At 39.5% G+C, this 19667-nt stretch carries 20 protein-coding genes; 4 read left to right on the forward strand and 16 right to left on the reverse strand.

The window, feature by feature from the left end; genetic code table 11:
• Window positions 1-7: 7 nt before the first annotated feature.
• The 4 genes from WDC_RS02670 to WDC_RS02680 form a co-directional block, all read right to left on the reverse strand.
• Window positions 8-1162 (reverse strand): aminotransferase class I/II-fold pyridoxal phosphate-dependent enzyme, encoded by a 1155-nt coding sequence (locus WDC_RS02670; protein ID WP_082040899.1) that lies wholly within the window; start codon window positions 1160-1162, stop codon window positions 8-10.
• Between the two features lie 573 nt (window positions 1163-1735).
• The gene (locus tag WDC_RS02675; RefSeq protein WP_044010275.1) at window positions 1736-2173 is read right to left on the reverse strand and encodes a GNAT family N-acetyltransferase; all 438 of its coding nucleotides are present in this window, start codon (window positions 2171-2173) and stop codon (window positions 1736-1738) included.
• A 304-nt stretch (window positions 2174-2477) separates the two neighbouring features.
• Complete coding sequence (locus tag WDC_RS09360; RefSeq protein ID WP_052497773.1) at window positions 2478-2777, reverse strand: hypothetical protein; 300 nt, start codon at window positions 2775-2777, stop codon at window positions 2478-2480.
• A gap of 75 nt (window positions 2778-2852) precedes the next feature.
• On the reverse strand, window positions 2853-4328 hold the full coding sequence (locus WDC_RS02680) for an FAD/NAD(P)-binding protein (protein WP_052497774.1): 1476 nt from the start codon (window positions 4326-4328) through the stop codon (window positions 2853-2855).
• 164 nt (window positions 4329-4492) lie between these two features.
• Between WDC_RS02680 and WDC_RS02685 the strand changes: the two genes are divergently transcribed.
• Window positions 4493-5452 carry a D-2-hydroxyacid dehydrogenase gene (locus tag WDC_RS02685; protein ID WP_044010301.1) on the forward strand — a complete coding sequence of 320 codons (960 nt, stop codon included), beginning with the start codon at window positions 4493-4495 and terminating at the stop codon, window positions 5450-5452.
• On the opposite strand, the gene WDC_RS09980 is transcribed toward WDC_RS02685, so the two are convergent.
• From WDC_RS09980 to gdhA, 7 genes are all read right to left on the reverse strand, one after another.
• Complete coding sequence (locus WDC_RS09980) at window positions 5420-5542, reverse strand: hypothetical protein (protein WP_263640389.1); 123 nt, start codon at window positions 5540-5542, stop codon at window positions 5420-5422. The genes WDC_RS02685 and WDC_RS09980 overlap by 33 nt on opposite strands.
• Window positions 5523-6743: an ABC transporter permease gene (locus WDC_RS02690; RefSeq protein ID WP_044010276.1), complete on the reverse strand. Its 1221-nt coding sequence runs from the start codon at window positions 6741-6743 to the stop codon at window positions 5523-5525. Before WDC_RS02690 ends, WDC_RS09980 begins: the two co-directional genes overlap by 20 nt.
• Window positions 6736-7632 carry an ABC transporter ATP-binding protein gene (locus tag WDC_RS02695; protein WP_044010277.1) on the reverse strand — a complete coding sequence of 299 codons (897 nt, stop codon included), beginning with the start codon at window positions 7630-7632 and terminating at the stop codon, window positions 6736-6738. Before WDC_RS02695 ends, WDC_RS02690 begins: the two co-directional genes overlap by 8 nt.
• A 164-nt stretch (window positions 7633-7796) precedes the next feature.
• Window positions 7797-8453, reverse strand: a complete 657-nt coding sequence (locus tag WDC_RS02700; RefSeq protein ID WP_044010278.1) for a membrane protein — start codon at window positions 8451-8453, stop codon at window positions 7797-7799.
• A gap of 71 nt (window positions 8454-8524) precedes the next feature.
• Window positions 8525-9664 carry an AbrB/MazE/SpoVT family DNA-binding domain-containing protein gene (locus WDC_RS02705; RefSeq protein WP_044010279.1) on the reverse strand — a complete coding sequence of 380 codons (1140 nt, stop codon included), beginning with the start codon at window positions 9662-9664 and terminating at the stop codon, window positions 8525-8527.
• Between the two features lie 28 nt (window positions 9665-9692).
• A complete protein-coding gene (locus WDC_RS02710; RefSeq protein WP_044010280.1) occupies window positions 9693-10019 on the reverse strand; it encodes a MazG nucleotide pyrophosphohydrolase domain-containing protein in 327 nt (108 codons plus the stop codon).
• Between the two features lie 129 nt (window positions 10020-10148).
• Window positions 10149-11495: an NADP-specific glutamate dehydrogenase gene (gene gdhA / locus WDC_RS02715; RefSeq protein ID WP_044010281.1), complete on the reverse strand. Its 1347-nt coding sequence runs from the start codon at window positions 11493-11495 to the stop codon at window positions 10149-10151.
• 532 nt (window positions 11496-12027) lie between these two features.
• Between gdhA and WDC_RS02720 the strand changes: the two genes are divergently transcribed.
• The gene (locus WDC_RS02720; RefSeq protein WP_044010282.1) at window positions 12028-13347 is read left to right on the forward strand and encodes an MFS transporter; all 1320 of its coding nucleotides are present in this window, start codon (window positions 12028-12030) and stop codon (window positions 13345-13347) included.
• Window positions 13348-13407: 60 nt separating this feature from the next.
• Here WDC_RS02720 and WDC_RS02725 read toward each other — a convergent pair whose 3' ends face one another.
• The 4 genes from WDC_RS02725 to WDC_RS02740 all read right to left on the reverse strand — a co-directional run bounded on the left by WDC_RS02725 (window position 13408) and on the right by WDC_RS02740 (window position 17598).
• The gene (locus WDC_RS02725; RefSeq protein ID WP_044010283.1) at window positions 13408-14640 is read right to left on the reverse strand and encodes a condensation domain-containing protein; all 1233 of its coding nucleotides are present in this window, start codon (window positions 14638-14640) and stop codon (window positions 13408-13410) included.
• A gap of 145 nt (window positions 14641-14785) precedes the next feature.
• The gene (locus WDC_RS02730) at window positions 14786-15337 is read right to left on the reverse strand and encodes a ferritin-like domain-containing protein (protein WP_044010284.1); all 552 of its coding nucleotides are present in this window, start codon (window positions 15335-15337) and stop codon (window positions 14786-14788) included.
• A gap of 4 nt (window positions 15338-15341) precedes the next feature.
• On the reverse strand, window positions 15342-15584 hold the full coding sequence (locus WDC_RS02735; protein ID WP_044010285.1) for a cation transporter: 243 nt from the start codon (window positions 15582-15584) through the stop codon (window positions 15342-15344).
• A gap of 106 nt (window positions 15585-15690) precedes the next feature.
• Entirely contained in the window at window positions 15691-17598 is a 1908-nt protein-coding gene (locus WDC_RS02740; RefSeq protein ID WP_044010286.1) for a heavy metal translocating P-type ATPase, read from the reverse strand.
• 222 nt (window positions 17599-17820) lie between these two features.
• Between WDC_RS02740 and WDC_RS02745 the strand changes: the two genes are divergently transcribed.
• Both WDC_RS02745 and WDC_RS02750 read left to right on the forward strand, forming a co-directional pair.
• A complete protein-coding gene (locus WDC_RS02745) occupies window positions 17821-18378 on the forward strand; it encodes a helix-turn-helix domain-containing protein (protein ID WP_044010287.1) in 558 nt (185 codons plus the stop codon).
• Window positions 18379-18498: 120 nt separating this feature from the next.
• Window positions 18499-18933, forward strand: a complete 435-nt coding sequence (locus WDC_RS02750) for a DUF2188 domain-containing protein (protein ID WP_044010288.1) — start codon at window positions 18499-18501, stop codon at window positions 18931-18933.
• An 83-nt stretch (window positions 18934-19016) separates the two neighbouring features.
• Here WDC_RS02750 and WDC_RS02755 read toward each other — a convergent pair whose 3' ends face one another.
• Window positions 19017-19655, reverse strand: coding sequence for an NAD(P)H-binding protein (locus WDC_RS02755; protein WP_044010289.1), 639 nt, complete (start codon window positions 19653-19655; stop codon window positions 19017-19019).
• Window positions 19656-19667 lie beyond the last annotated feature (12 nt).

Consider the following 19667-nt stretch of genomic DNA (forward strand, 5'->3'; position numbering starts at 1 on the left):
TCTATTGTTAGACTGTTTGTTCGTCGACATATGTTTGGATGCGTTCGATTGCTTTATTCAAATCCGCAGTACTGGCTGCATAACTGAGACGAACATATCCTTCACCGCCGGGGCCAAATGATGCTCCTGGGATAACAGCAACTTTCGCCTTATTCGCTAGATCGTAGCAAAATTTCCAGCTATCTTGTTCTAATGTTGCGGGAATCTTAGCAAATAAGTAAAATGCACCGTTCGGGCTAGCACAAGTAAAGCCAGCTTTAGCTAATCCATTTAGTAACAGATCCCGCCGTTGTTGATATGTGACGCGCATCTTGGCACCGTCGTCCATCCCATTTTCAAATGCCTCCTGTGCTGCTGCTTGTGCGTTAGTGGTAGCAGAAGTGATCGCAAATTCATGGACCTTACCAATTTGACTAATCACATCTGCTGGTCCACATAACAGACCAATGCGCCAGCCAGTCATGGCATGCGATTTAGAAACGCCATTTAAGACAAGTGTTTGTTCAGGAAGTACCGCTCCCATTGAAGCGTGGGTGCCATCATAAGTCAGTTCACTATAAATTTCATCACTGATACAGAAAATATCGTGTTTAGAAATCACAGCAGCTAATTTTTCTAAATCTGCGCGGGTATACGTAACCCCGGTCGGATTACTTGGAAAATTAAGAATGACTGCTTTAACAGTATCTTTATTGGCTTCAATTGCTTGTGCTAGTTTTTCCGGTGACAAGACGAACCCATTTTCTGATGTGTCCACGAATATGGGCTTTGCACCATTGAGCATCGTAATTGGAATGTATAGTGGAAAAATAGGGGTTGGAATAATGACTCTATCACCAGGATTTAAAACTGCTGTCAATGACGAGTAAATCGCCTCAGTAGCTCCGGTGGTAACTAAAATTTGTGTTTCTGGGTCATAATTCAACCCATATTTTTGTTGTAAAAAGTTGGTAGCGGCTTGACGCAACCCAATCAAACCACGCGAATTTGTGTAGTGACTTTCATTATTTTCAATACTCCGAATAGCAGCTTGTTTCACGTGTTCAGGCGTATTGAAATCCGGTTCTCCCAACGTAAGTTTGACAATGTCCGGAATCTCAGCGATTTCTTGATTAAACTTCAAAATATCAGATGGTGCCAGTGCAGCTAATTCTTTCTTCATATGACCAATTAAACGACTCATGTTTTCCTCCCTCAATATAGAGTGTTAATTCAACCGGGTTGCTTCCGTAAGCTAAGATGATTATGCATTGTTCGCGGTTTTAGCGAATGATGCATAATTGGCTTAGCTCTAGGAAGCAGGTTGAGTTAACACGTTTCAACAACCAGAGTGCTAACTAAACCGTTCAGGTTCCGTAAGCTAAGTTGCATAAGCGTTGTTCACAGTGTTGGTGAATGATGCTTATGTGACTTAGCTCTAGGAAGCAGGTTTAGTTAGCACGTTTCAACAAAAACTACATCCCAAAACCAAAAACCCCTTGCAATCAACATAAATGACTGCAAGGGGTTCGCAAATTACTTTTTTATCCCCCGCACAGTCATCAACGTGATCTGTGCGGCCGGTTTTACATCACCATAAAACGCTCTCGGCTTCCACAAATCACACTAGGAAAAACCGAAAGTAATAACGACAATTATTCAGTTGAGTTAGTTGCTTAATCTTCATGATTAAAAACTCCTTCGAATAAAGTATGATTTTATCATACCATTTTAATTTTTATAATCAATCTCTAATTTAATTTTTTTGCCATTTCATCTGAAGTTCTAATTCATCAGTCGCAGCTTCAATAGATTGCCGGACAGTTTTAAACCCATTGTGCTGATAAAACACTAGTGCAGATTCATTCTTTTGATAAACATCCAACTCTAAATCAGAATATCGTCGTTTCAGTTCATTAATAATACAACCACCAATCCCCTGATTGCGGTATTCACTCACCACAAATATACCTGCAATATAATTAGCAGTTAATCCTGCAAATCCAACAATTTTATCAACGTGATATGCCACAAAGATATCTGCATTTTTGATTTGTAGCTTAACTTCATCATAAGCATCTTGCCAATAGCTGGCCGCAATAAAATGGTGCACTTCAACATTACTGTCCAACCAGATTGCCATGATATTGTCTAGTTGCTGCTCATCAATTTGTGTTAACTTCTCGACTTTCATCTAATCTCCGTTCAGTTTTGTTTCACATGAAACATATTATAATCTCTCAATGCAAGTGTACCAATTTTTACGGTCTTAAAAAATAACAACAGTATGAGGAGTGATCAAACCAACGAAATTAGCGATTATTCAACATTAAATTAACCTCCAGAACATAATTGTGTTATACTATTGCTCGAAGGTGCCAAATCTTAGCGAACGGAAGACGTTCGTTGCGTGTTTATCACGCCACACTCTAATACTGAGTGTTAAAACAGCCACTACCGACTACTTAGGTGGCTGTTTTTTTATGCGCTTAAATAATTTACTTGAATATTTGGCTAACAATCGCATCCCCAAAACGAAATGTCCAATCGTTAATATATGGGCGCGGTGTTGCGGTAGTAAACCACTGCTTGCCTTCGGTAGGGATTCCCCAGACAAACAGGTGTTGATTTACCTTATTATCAACCATTAATTGTTCCGTACTACTATCAATATTTAAAGCGCCGGTTTTGAAACGAGTCCCATCTGCCAAAACAAGTTCGTGTGGTTGCGCCAAATTATTCGCCAACAACCGTTGCAGCAATGGATTTTGGCTTTGTTCCACTTTAATCGACGGCAACCGAGCTTCTAACAGATAATTCGCCTCATACCGTTGTTGCGATTTTTCGTTTGACCAGGTAACAAACTTACCTGTTTATGCGTCAGTATTCACTGCCATATCAGGTCCTAACATTGTTACGACCCCTGCCAGTACTAGCGCTCTCAATTCATCAATCCGAATTGCCGGCGGCCCCACTGATAAATGTGAATTTTCATAATTAAATTGACCTAAAAAGTATTCTTGATAATCAGCTGGGCTCAATAATTTTAAATCAACAATTCGCCGTAGCGTGTCGCGAATGTCATGAAAGACTTCTAATGCAGCTGCTAGTGGTCCTGTTTTTGTTCCTTCATTAGCCGTATCAATTTCCTTTTTGAGGTAAGCAGCCATTATTTTAGGATCAGCACTATCACCCATAAACTTAGCTGGATTCATTAATCGGTCCCAATCAAAATAATCAGCCAGACTGATTTTTGATTGTTTGACAACTTCAGCTGGATCGCTTGCTGACACGAACTGATGCAAAAACTCAGCTACATCGATTTGTGGATATTTTTGTTGAATCAGCCGCTCATAGTAAACATATTCAGTTTCATGATGCGCTAATTGAACGAATTTAGCCCCGGCAATACCACCATTAGCCTTAGTTTGCTTGAACCAGGTCGGTGTGAAAAAATGGGCGCTACTGGTTTCGTCATTTTTCTTTTCATTTCGTCCCTTAGCCTTCAACGGCACACCAAGCCGCGAGCCTGCAATAATCTGTGGTTCCTTGCCTGAGGCTTGATAACTTAAATAACCATCATCGCCGCGGACAAACTTGCCCCCACGACCACTAGTTAGCATTGCAACTGCATCAAAAAAGCTCAAGCCAAGGCCACGAATAATCAAGGCTTCACCAGCATCTAGTTTGTGAAAATCGTATTCTTGTGGCTGGGTCGGATAAATATAATTAATATTAGCTGTTTGAGCAAATTTCCTGAGCTTAATTTGTTCATTAGTCGGCTTATTTTCGCAGTGTCCGAGTGCCATCACCACATTATCGGCAACCAATTTACGATTACTAGTTGTTACTACATATGCATCACCACTAGCCTGTGGTGTGACAGCGAGTGCTTCTTCAATCACAACTTGTAACTTAATTTTCTTAGTTAGCCGAGTTGTTAGGGATTGAAAAAACCAATTTAAATAAACCCCAAAAAGTCCGCGCGAGGCATATCCATTTCCTTGCAAGGTATCAATTTCGGCTAAATATTCTTCTTTTTTCGGTACTTGCTGTGAATTAATAAAATCAGCCGCGGCACCTTGACTCCATTCAAATAGATTCGGTCCAGGGACAATGGGACCATCAATGTTGCTAGAATTGTCTGTAAACAGCGTAATATGATCTGGATTAGTGTTCATAATCAAGTCATGTGATTGATTCATCTGCCAAACACGACCACCAATGCCAAATGGATCCACTAAAGTGATGTTTAGCTGTTCAAACTGGTTAGTAATTTTTTGGCGTTCAATTAGTCTTTCCGTGGCAACCAAGCCACGTGGCCCGGCGCCAATTAATACAATTTCCATCTGCAATCCTCCCAAATCACTCAATTTAGTATGGTTATATCATACTCATTTTTAGTCCCTTTGTGCACAAAAAAGTTGTTGCAATTTAACGACCCTCGATTTACCACAAGTGCTAAAATATGATTCAGCAGTTTAGCGACAGATTAATTAAACCGGGGCCAGTTATGAAAATTGTTCTTTTAGATGGTTATGCGCTTAATAAGGATTTAAATTGGGAAGCGTTAGGCACCTTGGGCGAATGTGCCTATTATGATCGAACAGCGGTTGGCAACAATGCTGCAATTTTACAGCGAATTGGTCAAGCTGAAATTGTTCTAACACATAAAACACCACTAGATGCTGAAGTAATCACCCATGCACCGCAATTAAGGTACATTGGCATCATGGGCACCGGCTATGACGTTGTTGATATTGACAGTGCCCACAAAAATGGTGTTATCGTCACTAATATCACTGCCTATGCCACCAATGCAGTCGCACAATTCACCTTTTCACTTCTATTGGAAGTAGTCGGCCAAGTTGGGCTACATAATCAATTGGTTCACGAAGGAAAATGGGCTAGTGTCCCAGATTTTACTTTTTGGGAACAACCGCTATTTGAATTAAGTGGTAAAACGTTAGGTTTAATTGGTTATGGCCGGATTGCACAAAAAGTAGCTGTATTAGCGCACGCTTTTAATATGAATGTTATTTTCTATAACCATCAGCCCAAAAAAGTAACTGAAAAATGGGTAAAACAGGTTTCATTCGATGAACTTTTGTACCAATCAGATGTAATTAGTCTGCATGTTATTCAATCATCAGACACGATTAACTTAATCAATAAAGATAGCATTGCCAAGATGAAACGCGGTGTGATCTTGCTAAATACCGCCAGGGGAAAATTGATCAACGAAACAGATGTGACCACTGCTTTAAATGCCGGACAAATTTATGCACTAGCGACAGATGTAGTCCAACAAGAACCCATTACTACTGACAATCCCCTCCTAAAAGCCAAAAATTGTTATATTACTCCTCATATTGCTTGGGCACCCTTAGAAACACGAAAAAGAATGCTAGCGATTACGATAGATAACTTAAAATCGTACTTAGCCGGCAAACCGATTAACGAAATTAAATAACTTCCAGCGTGGATCGTTCATTTTTAAAGCATCAAAAAAGTGGCCCACCATGGCCACAATTACTAATGCATTAATGATAACTAACGCCACGTTTGAACCTCTTCCAAAAACTACTATCGTCCGTTTGCAGCATTAATCCTTCGTAAATACCGCCAATATACTGAATTAATAAGCAAATGCTACCAACTAAAACAACCAGTGAAGCAGCTACTTCCCAACCACCCACACTTTGGTCAATAATTCGAAGTGGCATGAAAAAGGATGAAAAGAATGGAACATAAGACATTATTTTAACAACCAACGCGTCAGCGTTATTTTGAAATGGAAATGTTGCAAAAAAAGCAATCATCACTAGGTAAATTGCAGGTTGGGCTGCCTTAGATGCGTCCTCCGCTTTGGCAACCAGTGCACCACTAAACGCTGCCAAGATAGTGTATAAAATAACACCTAAAAATAAATACACTAAGTTAATACTCAAAAGATTCGATACCACTTTATCAAGCAAGGCATGATTAGCTGCCACAATCTCTTTAGTAAACGAAGCGTGTTGCGCGATTAGGTAGCTGCCCCAACCGCCAATGCCATAAGATATTAACTGCGTCAAAATAACTAGCAGCACACCCAAAATCTTACCTGCAAAGTACTTATAAGCACTGGTACTGGAGAAAATAATTTCCATGATTTTGGTCCCTTTTTCAGACGCAATCTCCTGTGCCGTAACCGATGAATAGGTAATTAAAATCATATAAACCATCAGTACCATTACCCAAAATGAAATTAACCGAGCAATCTTAGCATTGCCCGTTTTTTTCTGCACAATTTGCTTGAACTGTGGCTGCTGCTGCAGCGTATTAGATTGTGCCGGGCTTAATTTAGCGTTAATCAAATTAAGCCGTTGTTGTTGCTGCATTAAAAAAGAATCCAATTTAGTATTAATATTACTTTCTAATGAGCGACCACCATGAAAAATGGCAGAAACTTGGTGTGAATCAGATGAAAGGACAATATAGCCCGCAATCTGCTCGTCTTTGAAGGCTGTTTTAGCAGCTTTAATTGAGCTAATACTTTTTTTAATATCATCTTTATTTTCTTTGATAAACTGATCCCTTAAGGTCGACTGGTTTGAAACAACTGCAATTTTATTACCACTTTGACTTGAATTAGCACTTAAAAAGCCCACACCAAATGATAACCCAATCATCAAAAACGGCGCAACAACAAGCATCACAAAACTCCAAGACTTAACTTGGCGAAGATAAGTTTCAATCGTAATTACCCATAGTTTACGCATCTTGATCACTCACTTTCATTCTAAATATTTCATCTAGAGATGGCGCTTGTTGACTAAATTCTTCGATATAGTCACCCTGCGTCAATGCGTGAAAAATTGCCCGTCCTGCTACCGGATCATCTAACTTCAATAAATACTTTTTGTCTGCTAAACGTGTTACTTCAACTACATGTTCAAGCTGCTTTAATCGTTGTTCTTCCCAGTCTGTAGTGACGAATAATCGATCCTTACCAAATTGATTACGTACATCTTCGATCCGCCCATTTAAGACCACTTTTCCTAGTTTAAGCATGAGCAACCGATCACATAACGCCTCAACATTCCCCATATCATGACTCGAAAAAATAATGGCTGTCCCCTGCTGCTTAGCTTCAATGATTGCTTGTTCTAACAAATCAACGTTAACAGGATCCAAACCACTAAATGGCTCATCCAGGATCAATAACTTGGGCCGGTGAATAAGTGTACAAATAAGCTGCACTTTTTGTTGATTTCCTTTAGAAAGATCTTTAATTTTATCCGTTCTTTTGCCTTTAACACTAAATTTTTTCAACCAACCATCAATCTGAGGTCTAATTAGCTTCGCAGATTGATTTTTTAACCGTGCTAAGTAGATAATTTGCTGCTCGACTGTCAGTTTCGGCATCAAACTGCGTTCTTCGGGCAGATATCCAATTTCATCAAAGACCGCTTCCGTGATGGGTGCATTATTCCAACTTATTTGTCCGTCATATTTCAAGAAATTCAAAATACTATGAAATGTAGTCGATTTGCCAGAACCATTTTGCCCAATCAATCCCATGATTTCACCTTGTGCAACCGTAAAATTGACATCACTCAGTGCTTTCAACGTGCCAAATTGCTTTGATAAATGTTGAATTGCTAACATTGAAACTCCCCCCATTTTAATTGATTAAATAAAAAAGCCTTTTCATCACTATCATATCAAAGATAAGTGATAAAAAGGTGTGCTAAACTATATTAGGATAAGTTCAATATTTCCCAGGAAATTTTTTTGAATTATTTTAATCGTGGCATTGATTTTAACAATAATTAGATATCAATATGATGCTTCAATTGTGGAAACACATGGGTTTCCGACCAACTCATCATCATCCCCTGTGCCACCAGCGCCAAAATCGTACCATAACCAATCGCTTTCAGTTGCCCGGTTGCAATTACCGATGCAATTGTAATCAAAATTGGTGGCGTGTAACTAACCCACTGCCCCAAAATGGCAGAACCCTTTAAAAATTTAAACCGTAAAATGTATGACAAATCATCATTGGGGTGCAGCAAAATATTAGACCGCTGATAGATTGAGACCGCTGCTGCAATTACCATAATACCGATTGTATCCAAAACCACTCGGGCAGCTAATCCCAGCCCAGGGACACCAACCCAATTCCAAAATAGCGTAATAAAAGAAACTAAGTAGCTAAATGGAAATGCATACAATAGGTTAGAGAATAGGCGGCGGCGATCAAAGTGCCCTAACAGCAGTTGATTAGCGATCGTAATCACAATCCCATAAATAAATAGCGTTGTTCCTAAGGGAATATGAATCCAATTTGACAGGTTGACTGTCGATCCTGTCCAGACTGCACTTCCTAAATTAGTTGAAATCGTTAGAGCATTCCCGGCAGCATTCATCACAATGGAGATTCCCAAAAAGTTCATTCGTTGTTTAAAATCTTTCATCTTAGCCAATTTGTCTTCATCCCCTTTGTGCACTGCTAAATTCTAGCACTTCTAATCAAAATTAAACAAGCACCAAGATGTTAATCGACCTTGATTTCAAAAATTCTCGTTTGGTCTAAAATCAACCGTTGCATTGCTTGAAATAACAATAAAACCCAGCCAAATGCCAGCATAAAGCCAATCAATTCAAAGGCTGTCAACGACAGATAACCGACAAATTGAAATAAAACATCCGTTAATACTAGGACACCACCAATAATATATGAGGTGCTCAAAAAGTCTTTCTTGACCTGTGGTAACAACCACTTAATTCCAATAATTAAAATAATAATAAAGTAAACCAACATGCGGGCTAGCTGATCGTGAAAAAAATGAAAAGTAGCATTGTTAGGAAAAGCACCTACCGCACCAAGATCCACCGCTGCCAGGGTCAAAATCACCCGCAATGTCATTAACTGCCAAGTTCGTGGATATGATTCCTGCAATGAAACAAACAAATAGTCGATAAGTACAATCATAATTAACGCCGAAAAAATCAGTGTTAAGTTAAACCACCAACTATCGCTAGCCATATTTGTGCCCAAAAAGCTTAAATTATGTTGCCACCAGCGCCTTTGTCCGTTTGATGCCATCGAAATAACGACCCCGCTACTGATAATTGCCATAAACAAAGATGTTAGCATGGTCGATGAGATTGATAACGCTGCTACAATCATCAAATAATTGATCACACTGCTGAAGATGAAAAAAATAAATATTGCAGTTAGCTGATCAAATGTAGCCCCAGTGAAAATCAAGTCAAACACCCAAAAAATCCCCAGTAATGCTAATAGTAATATTAATGCAAATGACAAAACAATCGTGGGAAAATTTCGCCAATATATATTACGCGACGCTGAATTATCGGGGCTTTTTCGGCTTTTAATAAAGAAAATTGTGCCACTAAGCACCCCTAATCCAATCAGTGCTGTGGCAATTGACGTCGTACCGGTCAATGGAACTTGCTGCAACCGTTGCTTTAAAATAAATAAATAAAAAACGATACTCATAACTACCGTGGGAATAAGTGACCACCACAACGAAATTTTTTGGCTATTAATTTCAGTTGGTTGCAGCATGACTCCGTTACTTCTAACCGTAAACCTGATTGTATCGCCAGTTTTTAACTGAAGTTTATCAACGACCTCCAGTGGTAACTCTACTTTATGATTCTTGTCCATCTTCAATTTCTCCCAATAACTTTAACCACTACTGCAATTCATTTTCAAACCGACGTTTTAATTTCTGTTCACTGTATTTAATTAAATCTTCCGCCTTAATGCCATATAACGAACTCAAAACGATTACCTGATCTAATGTATCTGCCATCTCTTCCATGAGATTGTCAGTTAACTGTGACGGCGTCTGCTTTTTTTCACCAGGATGGTCTCGCCCAATTTCGATAGCACGAACCGCCCGCGATAGTTCACCAACTTCTTCACTAATAAAGTTGAGCCTGATAAACGGCGATAATTTATACCAATCACGCTGTTGATAAAAATTAATTAACCATTGTTGATGTTGATTTAATTGCATTGAAATCCTCCAAAAAAATATTAATAGTTTTATTATATCTCATTTATCCAGGGAATGACGTTCTGGTGTGAAACCACAAAAAAAACGGCTGAAGTTAGTCAGTCGTTTTGTGTTCGATCCGTTTAGATATTAAATTACGCCTTGAGCCATCATTGCATCCGCTACTCGTTTAAAACCAGCAATGTTCGCACCAGCCAAGTAATCCTTACCAAAACCATATTCTTCAGCCGCTTGTGCCGACTCTGAAAAAATATTTTGCATGATTGTCTTTAATCGTTGATCCACTTCTTCAAATGTCCATGATAAACGTTCATCGTTTTGGCTCATTTCTAGTGCAGATACGGCGACACCGCCAGCATTGGCAGCCTTAGCAGGCCCTAATAAAACATTAGCCTGATGAAATACCTCGACTGCCTCCGGTGTACTAGGCATGTTGGCCCCTGATGCCACAACCTTGGCGCCATTTTGCACTAGGCGGGCAGCTCGGCCACCATCAATTTCATTTTGAGTAGCACTAGGCAAGGCAACATCGTATTCAACGTCAAAGTCCCAAACTGAACCTTCGTGATATTCTGCTGTGTCAACGCGATCTGCATATTCTTTAATGCGGCCCCGTTCAACTTCTTTAATTTGTTGCACAATTTTGTAATCAATTCCATTAGGATCATAAATAAATCCATTTGAATCTGACACTGTGATGACAGTCGCACCCAATTCAGTCGCTTTTTGCACGGCATAGATTGCCACATTGCCAGAACCGGATACCTTAACTTTTTTACCCGTCAATTGTTCGCCCTGAGCTGCAAGTAGCGCCTCAGTGTAATACAACAGCCCAAATCCAGTGGCTTGTGTTCTAGCCAAACTACCACCGTAGCTCAAACCTTTTCCAGTCAAGACACCAGCTTGATAACCATTTAAACGACGATATTGGCCGTACATAAACCCAATTTCACGGGCACCAACACCAATATCACCAGCCGGAACATCCAAGTCTGGACCGATATGCTTTTGCAATTCAGTCATGAAGCTTTGTATAAAGCGCATAACTTCACCATCGGATTTGCCTTTAGGATCAAAATCACTACCACCCTTGCCACCACCAATTGGTAGCCCGGTTAAACTGTTTTTGAAAATTTGTTCAAATCCCAAAAATTTTACGATGGAGAGATTAACGGTCGGATGGAAGCGTAAGCCACCTTTATAAGGACCGATGGCACCATTGAATTGAACCCGAAAACCGCGGTTAACCTGCACATTACCGTGATCATCAACCCACGAAACGCGGAACTGGAAGGCTCGTTCAGGCTCAGTTAAACGTTCAACTAAGTTCGCTTTGATATACTCTGGGTGTTTCTCTAATACTGGTGTTAATGTATGGAAAAAGTTATCAATTGCTTCTAGAAATTCTGGCTGATTACCATCGCGAGCGACAATTTTGGCCCGGACGGTTGCTAAATAAGTGGTTGCTTCTGACATTGGTTCATCTTCCTTCCATGATCAGGGTTAAAAAACATTCTTCAAAGTATAGCATATTGAAAATGAATCGCGGTTAATTGTGATCAATTGCTTGCATTCATAAGTTTCATGGTAAAAATAGTTAATAAAATTAAGAAGCTCTAATAATGTTGCAGATTTAGCACTCTCATTATCTGGCTTAAATGCCTGTTTTAACAGCACTTTTACAGCTATTAATAAATGTTTTCTAACTTTATTTTAATCTAATTTTAATTTTTACCTTTACAAATCAATTTAACTAAGATATGCTATGTAAATCAAATTATTAACAAGGGGTAAATAAATATGACAACCAACGTACGAGTCGAAATTATTATTATCTAGTGTGAGCGACAATATAAACTTGTTGCTCGCACTATTTCGCGAGCAGCGTTGGTTAAGGCCAGGGGTGTTCAAAGTCCCTGGCCTTTTTATTTACTCTTTAGTTAGGAGGAAAGGCCACAAGTTCCAAGAGTCAAAAAATAAAAATACATAGATTAGGAAGTGAAGTACCATGCAAACAACTACAGAAGCTCTACCCACAACAAAATCTCCCACAATTGAACGAGACCCAATCAAGACAGTCATTTTTGCTTCAATGATTGGTACAGCAGTCGAATTTTTCGATTTCTATGCTTATGGAACTGCTGCAGCAACATATTTTCCGAAGGTCTTCTTCCCATCATTAACACCATCAATTGCTATTTTACTTAGTTTACTTACGTTTGGCGTGGCCTTTGTCGCTCGGCCACTGGGATCATTTATTTTCGGTCACTATGGTGACAAAATTGGTCGTAAAAAAACATTGGTCGTTTCATTAATTTTAATGGGTGGCTCAACCGTATTAATTGGGTTTTTACCAAGTTTTGCATCGATTGGTATCACTTCGATCTTATTACTTTGTTTATGCCGATTTGTTCAAGGAATTGGACTTGGTGGCGAGTGGTCTGGTGCTGTTTTGGTAGCCACTGAAAATGCGCCTGAAAACAAACGAGCATTATACGGTTCATTCCCAGAATTGGGTGCTCCACTAGGTTTCTTTTTATGTAATGGATTATTCTTCGTGCTTGAATCATTTCTGTCACCTGCTCAAATGATTAGCTTTGGTTGGAGAATTCCTTTCCTTGCCTCAGCAGTCATGGTTTTCATCGGTCTCTGGGTCCGCAAAAGATTACAAGAAACACCTCTTTTCCGTAAAGCACAAACAGAAGATAATACTGTTAAATCACCATTAAAGGAAGTTTTCAAAACAAGCTGGAAACAAATCTTACGTGGTACATTCATCGTTGCCGTTTCATATACTTTCTTCTTTACCCTTTCAACATGGTCACTAACGTTTGCAACCACTAACTTGGGCTTTAACAACCGAGAATTTCTATTATTGCTGATGGCTGCCATCGTCATGTTTGCTGGTGTCATTTTAGCTTCATCATACCTGGCAGATAAATGGGGCCGTAAAAAGTTGTTAATGTCTGCTACCGCAGCCATTGCAGTCTTTGCCGTTATCTTCCCATACTTTTTAACTGGCCAGCATAACGTTCCTGGCGTTTGTGCTTTCCTCTTTATCGGATTCTTCCTAATGGGACTAGTTTACGGTCCAATCGGCGCCGTTCTTCCAGAATTATTCACCACCAAGGTTCGTTATTCTGGTTCAGCCTTAGCTTACAACTTGTCCGCCATCGTTGGTGCTGCCTTTGCACCAACAATCGCAACCTGGTTAGCTGAAAACTGGGGCTTACATACCGTTGGTTTATATCTTGGTATCATGGCCGTTGTTTCATTTGTTGCTTTGGCAGTCACTAAGGAAACAAAACATGTTGATTACACAAAATAGTTAATAAATCTAAAAAATCGTTCAAAACATGGCAATGAACTGCCATATATTGAGCGATTTTTATTTTGCCTGTAACGCAAAGATATCAATTAAGTCTGCCATATTTCGTGCAAGCGCCATCCCAAAATCATATTCTGTTTTCGTGCCATCCATATTAAATGATAAACTAGTCTGATTATTAAATGTTGCCACTGCAATTTGAAACATTGGTGCCCGTCTGAAGCTACCAGTCATTGTGACATCCGTAATTGCAGCACCATCAAACACCAGCTGCTTGTGATCAATAATTCCAAAGTTAGTATAAGCAATTTCACGTACGTGATAATTATCTTCTACAATTTGCTGCAATTTATCTAATGGATACTTTTCATATTTTTCGAGTAAATCTGAAATAGAATCAAAGCACTGATGGTTAGCCTTATTTATCGCCATGCCTTGATGTACTTGTGTAACTAACTTTTCAAATGGATCATCAAGCTCACTTTCAACACTCAAGTTATATCTAGAAGTATGGTTAGCTACTCGGACTGTGTTAGGTTGTGGTTGAGCAATAAACTGCCGCATATCAGTTGGACATGCTAATGAAATTGTCGGTGCATCCCCATACCGCTGAATCGTGCGGCCGAACGCAGCCATGAAAATATCATTTAACGTAACATTTTTTTGATGCGCCGCTGACACTAATTGTGATACTGTCTGGGCCTTGAGTTTTACGCTACCCACTAATGAAGTCACTGGTGTCGTTTCGACTAACTCGGGGAGTACCAATGGCGTAGTCGGATGATCAGTTCCCCGTTTGGTAGCCTGTTTTCTTTGCTTGATTAGTGTCATGAGCCAATCGACATCTTGTCGATTAGTTACTTTGGCAATGCTTTGTAGTCCCACTGAATACGCCTTTGCAAGCAAATATAGTAATTGCTTACAGCCTGCGCCGTCAGTCAAAATATGACTAACATAAAAAATTAAGTGGTCTTGATTATTAACTGTGTTCCAATAAATACGCAGTTGTGGTTCATTCATTAGGTCAAAACTCTTAGCATCAACATCAGGTCGACTAATATTATAGTGGATTAAATCGTCAACATCATCCGTCACAGTTTCCCAGCTATTGGTTGCTAACTGATATTTGCACAGTATTTCTGGTACTACTTTTGCCACTGCCGTCAGTGCATCACTAAACCGCCCCCGGTCAAGTTGCTGATCAAATTTAATTTCACACCTAATAATCGGGTATAAGTGATCCAACCCGATTGTATGTAAAATATTTAGCGGTTCACCAGCATAAATTGCCATATTATCATCGTCTCTTTTCAGTTTAGTCCAGTTAATAATAGACCCAAATCGATAATTTTTAAATGGTATAAGTAGTTAGTTTCACGTGAAACAAAAAAAGATGGTCACAACTTACTGTGATCATCCACGAATTCCATTAACTTAATTAGTCTTCATCATCGTCTTCGTCTTCTTCAACCAACCCGTCCCACGCCTGCTTACCAAGTACAGCTTGTAACACTTGAATTGAATGATTGTTTTGCCCACGTAGATTTGTCAGGAAAGCCGCCATCGCAGGGCGCGTTTCTTTTTGTGCTAACACAATAGCCCGATCAATAAACATATTTTGAGTGGCATAGTCATGTGCGGTAATATCAACCAACTGCTCAGCTGTGAAATACTTATTGCGCCCGTCTTCTTCCAGCATCGAATACTTAACATATTCACTCACAGTCGAAGGTGGCAACTCATTTTCATCGAGCAAAACAACCGCTAGTTGGTCAAAATTCTGTCGTCCTTGTTGAATTAACTTTTCATACAATGGTTTCAGTTGCAGTGATTGTAATCCTTTTAAATACCACACCGCCTGATGTAATTTAACATTGTTCACCAACAGATTCGATAAGATATGTCCGGTCATTGCTCCGGCAGTCGGTTTGTGGTGATCTAAATCGGCCTGTTTTAGTTCAGCTTCGTATTGCGTATCTACATTTGTCATCAAATTAAGCCTCCTTAGTTAATTCTTTTTCCTTCACTTTATCAACGGTGTAGCCTAACTTCTCAACTACGTCTGCTAGTTCCTGTGCGCTTGTTTTGGTATCGTCAAACTCCGCCTTAACCTTGCTAGCATTGAATAATACTTTCACTTTTTCAACGCCATCTTGATGAGCAACCGCATGTTCAATCTTTTGCATACACGATGGGCAAGTAAGTGCTTCTAATTGTAAAACTGCTTTTTTTGTCATAATAAGTTCCTCCTCTGGTGAAACTTTCTTCTTTGATTATCTTTATTGTACCGAGACGTTACCGATTAAAACTTGATTCAAATCAAGTTTTACAATCTTTTTTTAATTATTTTATAGCTGGCGTTGTCTGTGGAATCTGCTTAACTTGTGGTGCTTTACCATAACTAATTAACCGCATTGCGTTAAAGATTACTACTAAGATACTTGCTTCATGGACAAACATCCCACTTGCCATATAAATGAATCCGGCAATCAGACCAATTAACAGGAATGCTACTACTCCAATAGCAATGGTAATATTTTCCTTTGTGTTCAAAACTGTCTTTTTAGCTAATCCATATGCGTGTACCAGCGCTTCAAAACTTGATTGCATCAAGACAACATCCGAAGTCTCAATGGCAACATCCGTACCACTGCCCATTGCGATACCGATGTCTGCTGTTGCGATTGAAGGACTATCATTAATTCCATCGCCAACGAACGCCACACTACGGCCAACTTGTTGAAACTGCTTCACAATTTCAACCTTTTGTTCTGGCATTAGCTCGGCATGCACTTCATCAATTCCGACTTGTTGGGCCACATAATCTGCCGTTGCTTTGTTGTCACCAGTCAACATAACTAAATGTTTGGCGCCTTTGTCCCGTAATGACTGTAACTGCTTGGCAACTTCTGGTCGAATAATATCTGAAATGGCAACAATTAAATCGACTTTGCCATCGACTGCAATAATTACGACTGAACTGCCAGTAGCCTGTAGTTCGTCTAAATCAGTTGTTTGTTGTGCGGTCAATTTGATATCGTGAGAACTCATCAATTTGAGATTTCCAGCCAGCACTTCATGATTATCAATCTGAGCCATCATTCCCTGACCCTTAATAGTTTGATTATCCTCAACTTCTAACTCCTGAAAATCATAAGTTTTGCTCTCAGCATAGGTCACAATGGCCCGCCCTAAGGGATGATCTGACAGACTTTCAACTTTAGCAGTCAGTGCGAATGTATTGTCTAAACTGGTCCCATAGTTTTTAACCGCTGAAACAGAAGTATTCCCCTTAGTTAAAGTACCAGTCTTGTCAAAAACGAATGTATCAATTTTAGAAAAGGTGTCCATTGCTTCGCCACCCTTGACCAAAATACCTCGCTTAGCACCATTGCCAATCCCAGCAACATTTGATACTGGGGCACCAATGACGAGCGCACCTGGGCATCCAAGCACTAGTACCGTAATCGCCAGCTTAAAGTCTCGGGAAAAGATAAATACTAGCAGCGCAATAATTAGTACAGCTGGGGTATAGTACTGTGAAAAACGATCGATAAATTTCTCTGCATGGGATTTAGTATCCTGTGCATCTTCAACTAACTCAATAATTTTGGCAAAGGTAGTATCGTCACCCACTTTGGTCGCTTCAATCTTCAAATAGCCATCACTAAGCATTGTGCCAGAGAAAACGTCATCTTTAACCTGTTTGCCGACTTCACGAGATTCACCGGTAACCACCGATTCATCCGTGTAGCCGTGCCCTTCAACAACCGTTCCATCGACTGGAATGGAACCACCAGTTTTAACTAAAACAATGTCGCCTTCGTCCACGTCATCAACATCTACTTCTTCAGTTGTGCCATCATCTTGTACAACCGCTGCGGTAGTTGGTGCCATTTCGGTCAATGACTTGATTGATTGACGTGTCTTAGCTAATGTTCTCTCTTCTAGATAGCTCCCAAATAAGAAGAGAAAGGTAACAATGGCTGATTCATTATATTCACCAATAATGAACGCGCCGATGACGGCAATACTAACTAGCAATTCGATACTGACAACTTTCACTTTTAAAGCCTGATAAGCGTGCATCATGATTGGCACAGCGGCAATGATTGATGCAACCGCTAAGAAGATATCATAGCCCAGTGTATTTCCTAGGAAATACTTGCTAAAAAATCCTGCAACAATCAAAATGGCTGTTATTAATGTAATTTGATTATTATGTTCTTGGATCAATTTTTGAAATTTCATGTTTTCCACTCCTCGTATTAATTCTTGGTGACATTTGCAACAACTATGATCAGGAGTTGTATGTTTTTATTAACTGTCACCATCATAACGGGGAGTGTGTGATCTAAACTTGATTCAAATCAAGTTTTAGCATTCTTTTTATCTTTTTTTCACGGCAACCAATAAGTGCTCCCCCTTTTCCTGATTGCTTATCTATACTAAGATTGAATTGCAGGAGATTTTATGAAAATTGGCAAGCAGATTCAAACATACCGAGAGCAACGAGGCCTATCACAAAATGAATTGGCCGATAAACTACACATTTCACGCCAATCGATTTCAAAGTGGGAGGGTGGTGTGTCACTGCCAACCTTCGCCAATGTGGTCGCAATTAGTAACCTATTTAACATTTCAATTGATGACCTTGTTCGAGGAGACATGTCATTAATGAACAGCTTAACTGCGAATAATAAAGAGCCGCTTAGTCGCGTTTTTAAAATTATTGCCGGTGGCTTTATCTTAGGCTTTGCGATTTACTTTGTCCTATTAGGTATCGGTATCAAAGAAAGTACTTTTGTGGATTGGTCATCACTACCAGCATTTATCTTATTTATCTGGCTATTATTCACAATTAATTGGCGGCAGTTAAATCGTTCAATGTCATCTAAAACTGTCATTTTGGGAATTTTATTTTTAGCATTAATATTGGTACCAAACATTTTTGACAGTATTTCCGCAATGATTAACGCAAGTGTCGACGCTGTGAAGGGCTATCAAGAAGGCTATCATTCGTTTAAATAAGCAATCACCAAGCATAATTCTTTTCTTGTACCTACCTATTAGTTTAGACTTAGAATTAACGATAGAACTTTAACCATTACCAACAATCACACCGACAGATAGTCAAGGAGGACTCAATTGATGGCATGGAACATGAAGGACTACCCCAATTCAATGAAGAATATGCAAGAATTAGAACGAAAAAAGGCAATTGATATTGCCAATGCATTACTGGCTGAAGGTTACAATGATGAGCGCGCAATCCCGATTGCAATGAGTCAGGCCGAAAAGTGGTATGACAGCGCCAGTGAAACTGAGAAAAGAAAATTTAGCAAAGAACCTAATCCTGATAAAAACGACAAGCATGACACTAGCAGCTCTAATGAAGAATTGATTGATGCCAACGAAGTCGTTAAATATACAGATGCTGGTTGGGCTGTGATGGCCCAGGGAGCTGAGAAACCAAGTGATGTGTTTGACACAAAAAGAGAAGCGGTCGAGCGAGCTAGAAAGATTGCTAAAAATAAAAAATCTCAGGTCAAAGAATATCGTAAAGATGGCAGTTTAATCGATTAGATTAATCATCTTTGGGCATAAAAATAGTTCCATAAAAAAAGAGGCTGGGCAAAAACATAGTTTTTTGCCCAGCCTCTTTAGTTCTAGAAAAAGCTTGGTTTTGAATATTCCGTATCAGGTTCACCTAATCCTAAACTCTCACGGTGATAATTGAACTTTCCCGTTAACAAATCAATCACAGTCTGTGCCACCGCTTGACGAGTTACCTGTGCTTCAACAAATGGTTCGCCTTTTTTTGTGATGTGGACTCTGGTATTGCCTTCTTGATTGTAAAGCCATGTGATCCGTAAGATGATATAGTCTAGTTTGCTAGCTTCAACTATATCAGCTGCTTTACGGTACTTAGAATCCCAGACAAGCCCAGTGTTTTCGTGATACCATTGCGTAAATTTACCCGTCATCTCCTGATAAATATCGGGAATATTAGTAGCAATAAATCGCTTAACACCGGCATCTTCTAGCACTTGCACTAAGGACTTCATCAATTGATCCCCGGCAACAAAGCTGAGAAAAACCGCTTCAACATCAGTTAATTTCTCTTTAATCTTGTCGACTTCCTCAAACATGCCGTCAACCAAAGTTACTCGTTCGCCAGCCCTGTCTGCTAATCTTGTTGTCACATTTCGTCCGTATAAAATTAAGTCATAATTGGTTTGTGCCAATAAATCATCTGTCACCATTTTGCCAATTTGACCAGCTGCTCCTAAAATCATTACCCGCATTTTATTTTCTTC

It is taken from the genome of Paucilactobacillus wasatchensis, assembly GCF_000876205.1.
GTDB classification, from domain to species: Bacteria; Bacillota; Bacilli; order Lactobacillales; family Lactobacillaceae; genus Paucilactobacillus; species Paucilactobacillus wasatchensis.

Bases quoted from the DNA above. Each gene is read 5' to 3' on its own strand.
- WDC_RS02670 (WP_082040899.1), bottom strand. From the start codon at position 1,162: ATGAAGAAAGAATTAGCTGCACTGGCACCATCTGATATTTTGAAGTTT.
- WDC_RS02675 (WP_044010275.1), bottom strand. From the start codon at position 2,173: ATGAAAGTCGAGAAGTTAACACAAATTGATGAGCAGCAACTAGACAAT.
- WDC_RS02680 (WP_052497774.1), bottom strand. From the start codon at position 4,328: ATGGAAATTGTATTAATTGGCGCCGGGCCACGTGGCTTGGTTGCCACG.
- WDC_RS02685 (WP_044010301.1), top strand. From the start codon at position 4,493: ATGAAAATTGTTCTTTTAGATGGTTATGCGCTTAATAAGGATTTAAAT.
- WDC_RS02690 (WP_044010276.1), bottom strand. From the start codon at position 6,743: ATGCGTAAACTATGGGTAATTACGATTGAAACTTATCTTCGCCAAGTT.
- WDC_RS02695 (WP_044010277.1), bottom strand. From the start codon at position 7,632: ATGTTAGCAATTCAACATTTATCAAAGCAATTTGGCACGTTGAAAGCA.
- WDC_RS02705 (WP_044010279.1), bottom strand. From the start codon at position 9,664: ATGGACAAGAATCATAAAGTAGAGTTACCACTGGAGGTCGTTGATAAA.
- WDC_RS02710 (WP_044010280.1), bottom strand. From the start codon at position 10,019: ATGCAATTAAATCAACATCAACAATGGTTAATTAATTTTTATCAACAG.
- gdhA (WP_044010281.1), bottom strand. From the start codon at position 11,495: ATGTCAGAAGCAACCACTTATTTAGCAACCGTCCGGGCCAAAATTGTC.
- WDC_RS02720 (WP_044010282.1), top strand. From the start codon at position 12,028: ATGCAAACAACTACAGAAGCTCTACCCACAACAAAATCTCCCACAATT.
- WDC_RS02725 (WP_044010283.1), bottom strand. From the start codon at position 14,640: ATGGCAATTTATGCTGGTGAACCGCTAAATATTTTACATACAATCGGG.
- WDC_RS02730 (WP_044010284.1), bottom strand. From the start codon at position 15,337: ATGACAAATGTAGATACGCAATACGAAGCTGAACTAAAACAGGCCGAT.
- WDC_RS02735 (WP_044010285.1), bottom strand. From the start codon at position 15,584: ATGACAAAAAAAGCAGTTTTACAATTAGAAGCACTTACTTGCCCATCG.
- WDC_RS02740 (WP_044010286.1), bottom strand. From the start codon at position 17,598: ATGAAATTTCAAAAATTGATCCAAGAACATAATAATCAAATTACATTA.
- WDC_RS02745 (WP_044010287.1), top strand. From the start codon at position 17,821: ATGAAAATTGGCAAGCAGATTCAAACATACCGAGAGCAACGAGGCCTA.
- WDC_RS02750 (WP_044010288.1), top strand. From the start codon at position 18,499: ATGGCATGGAACATGAAGGACTACCCCAATTCAATGAAGAATATGCAA.
- WDC_RS02755 (WP_044010289.1), bottom strand. From the start codon at position 19,655: ATGCGGGTAATGATTTTAGGAGCAGCTGGTCAAATTGGCAAAATGGTG.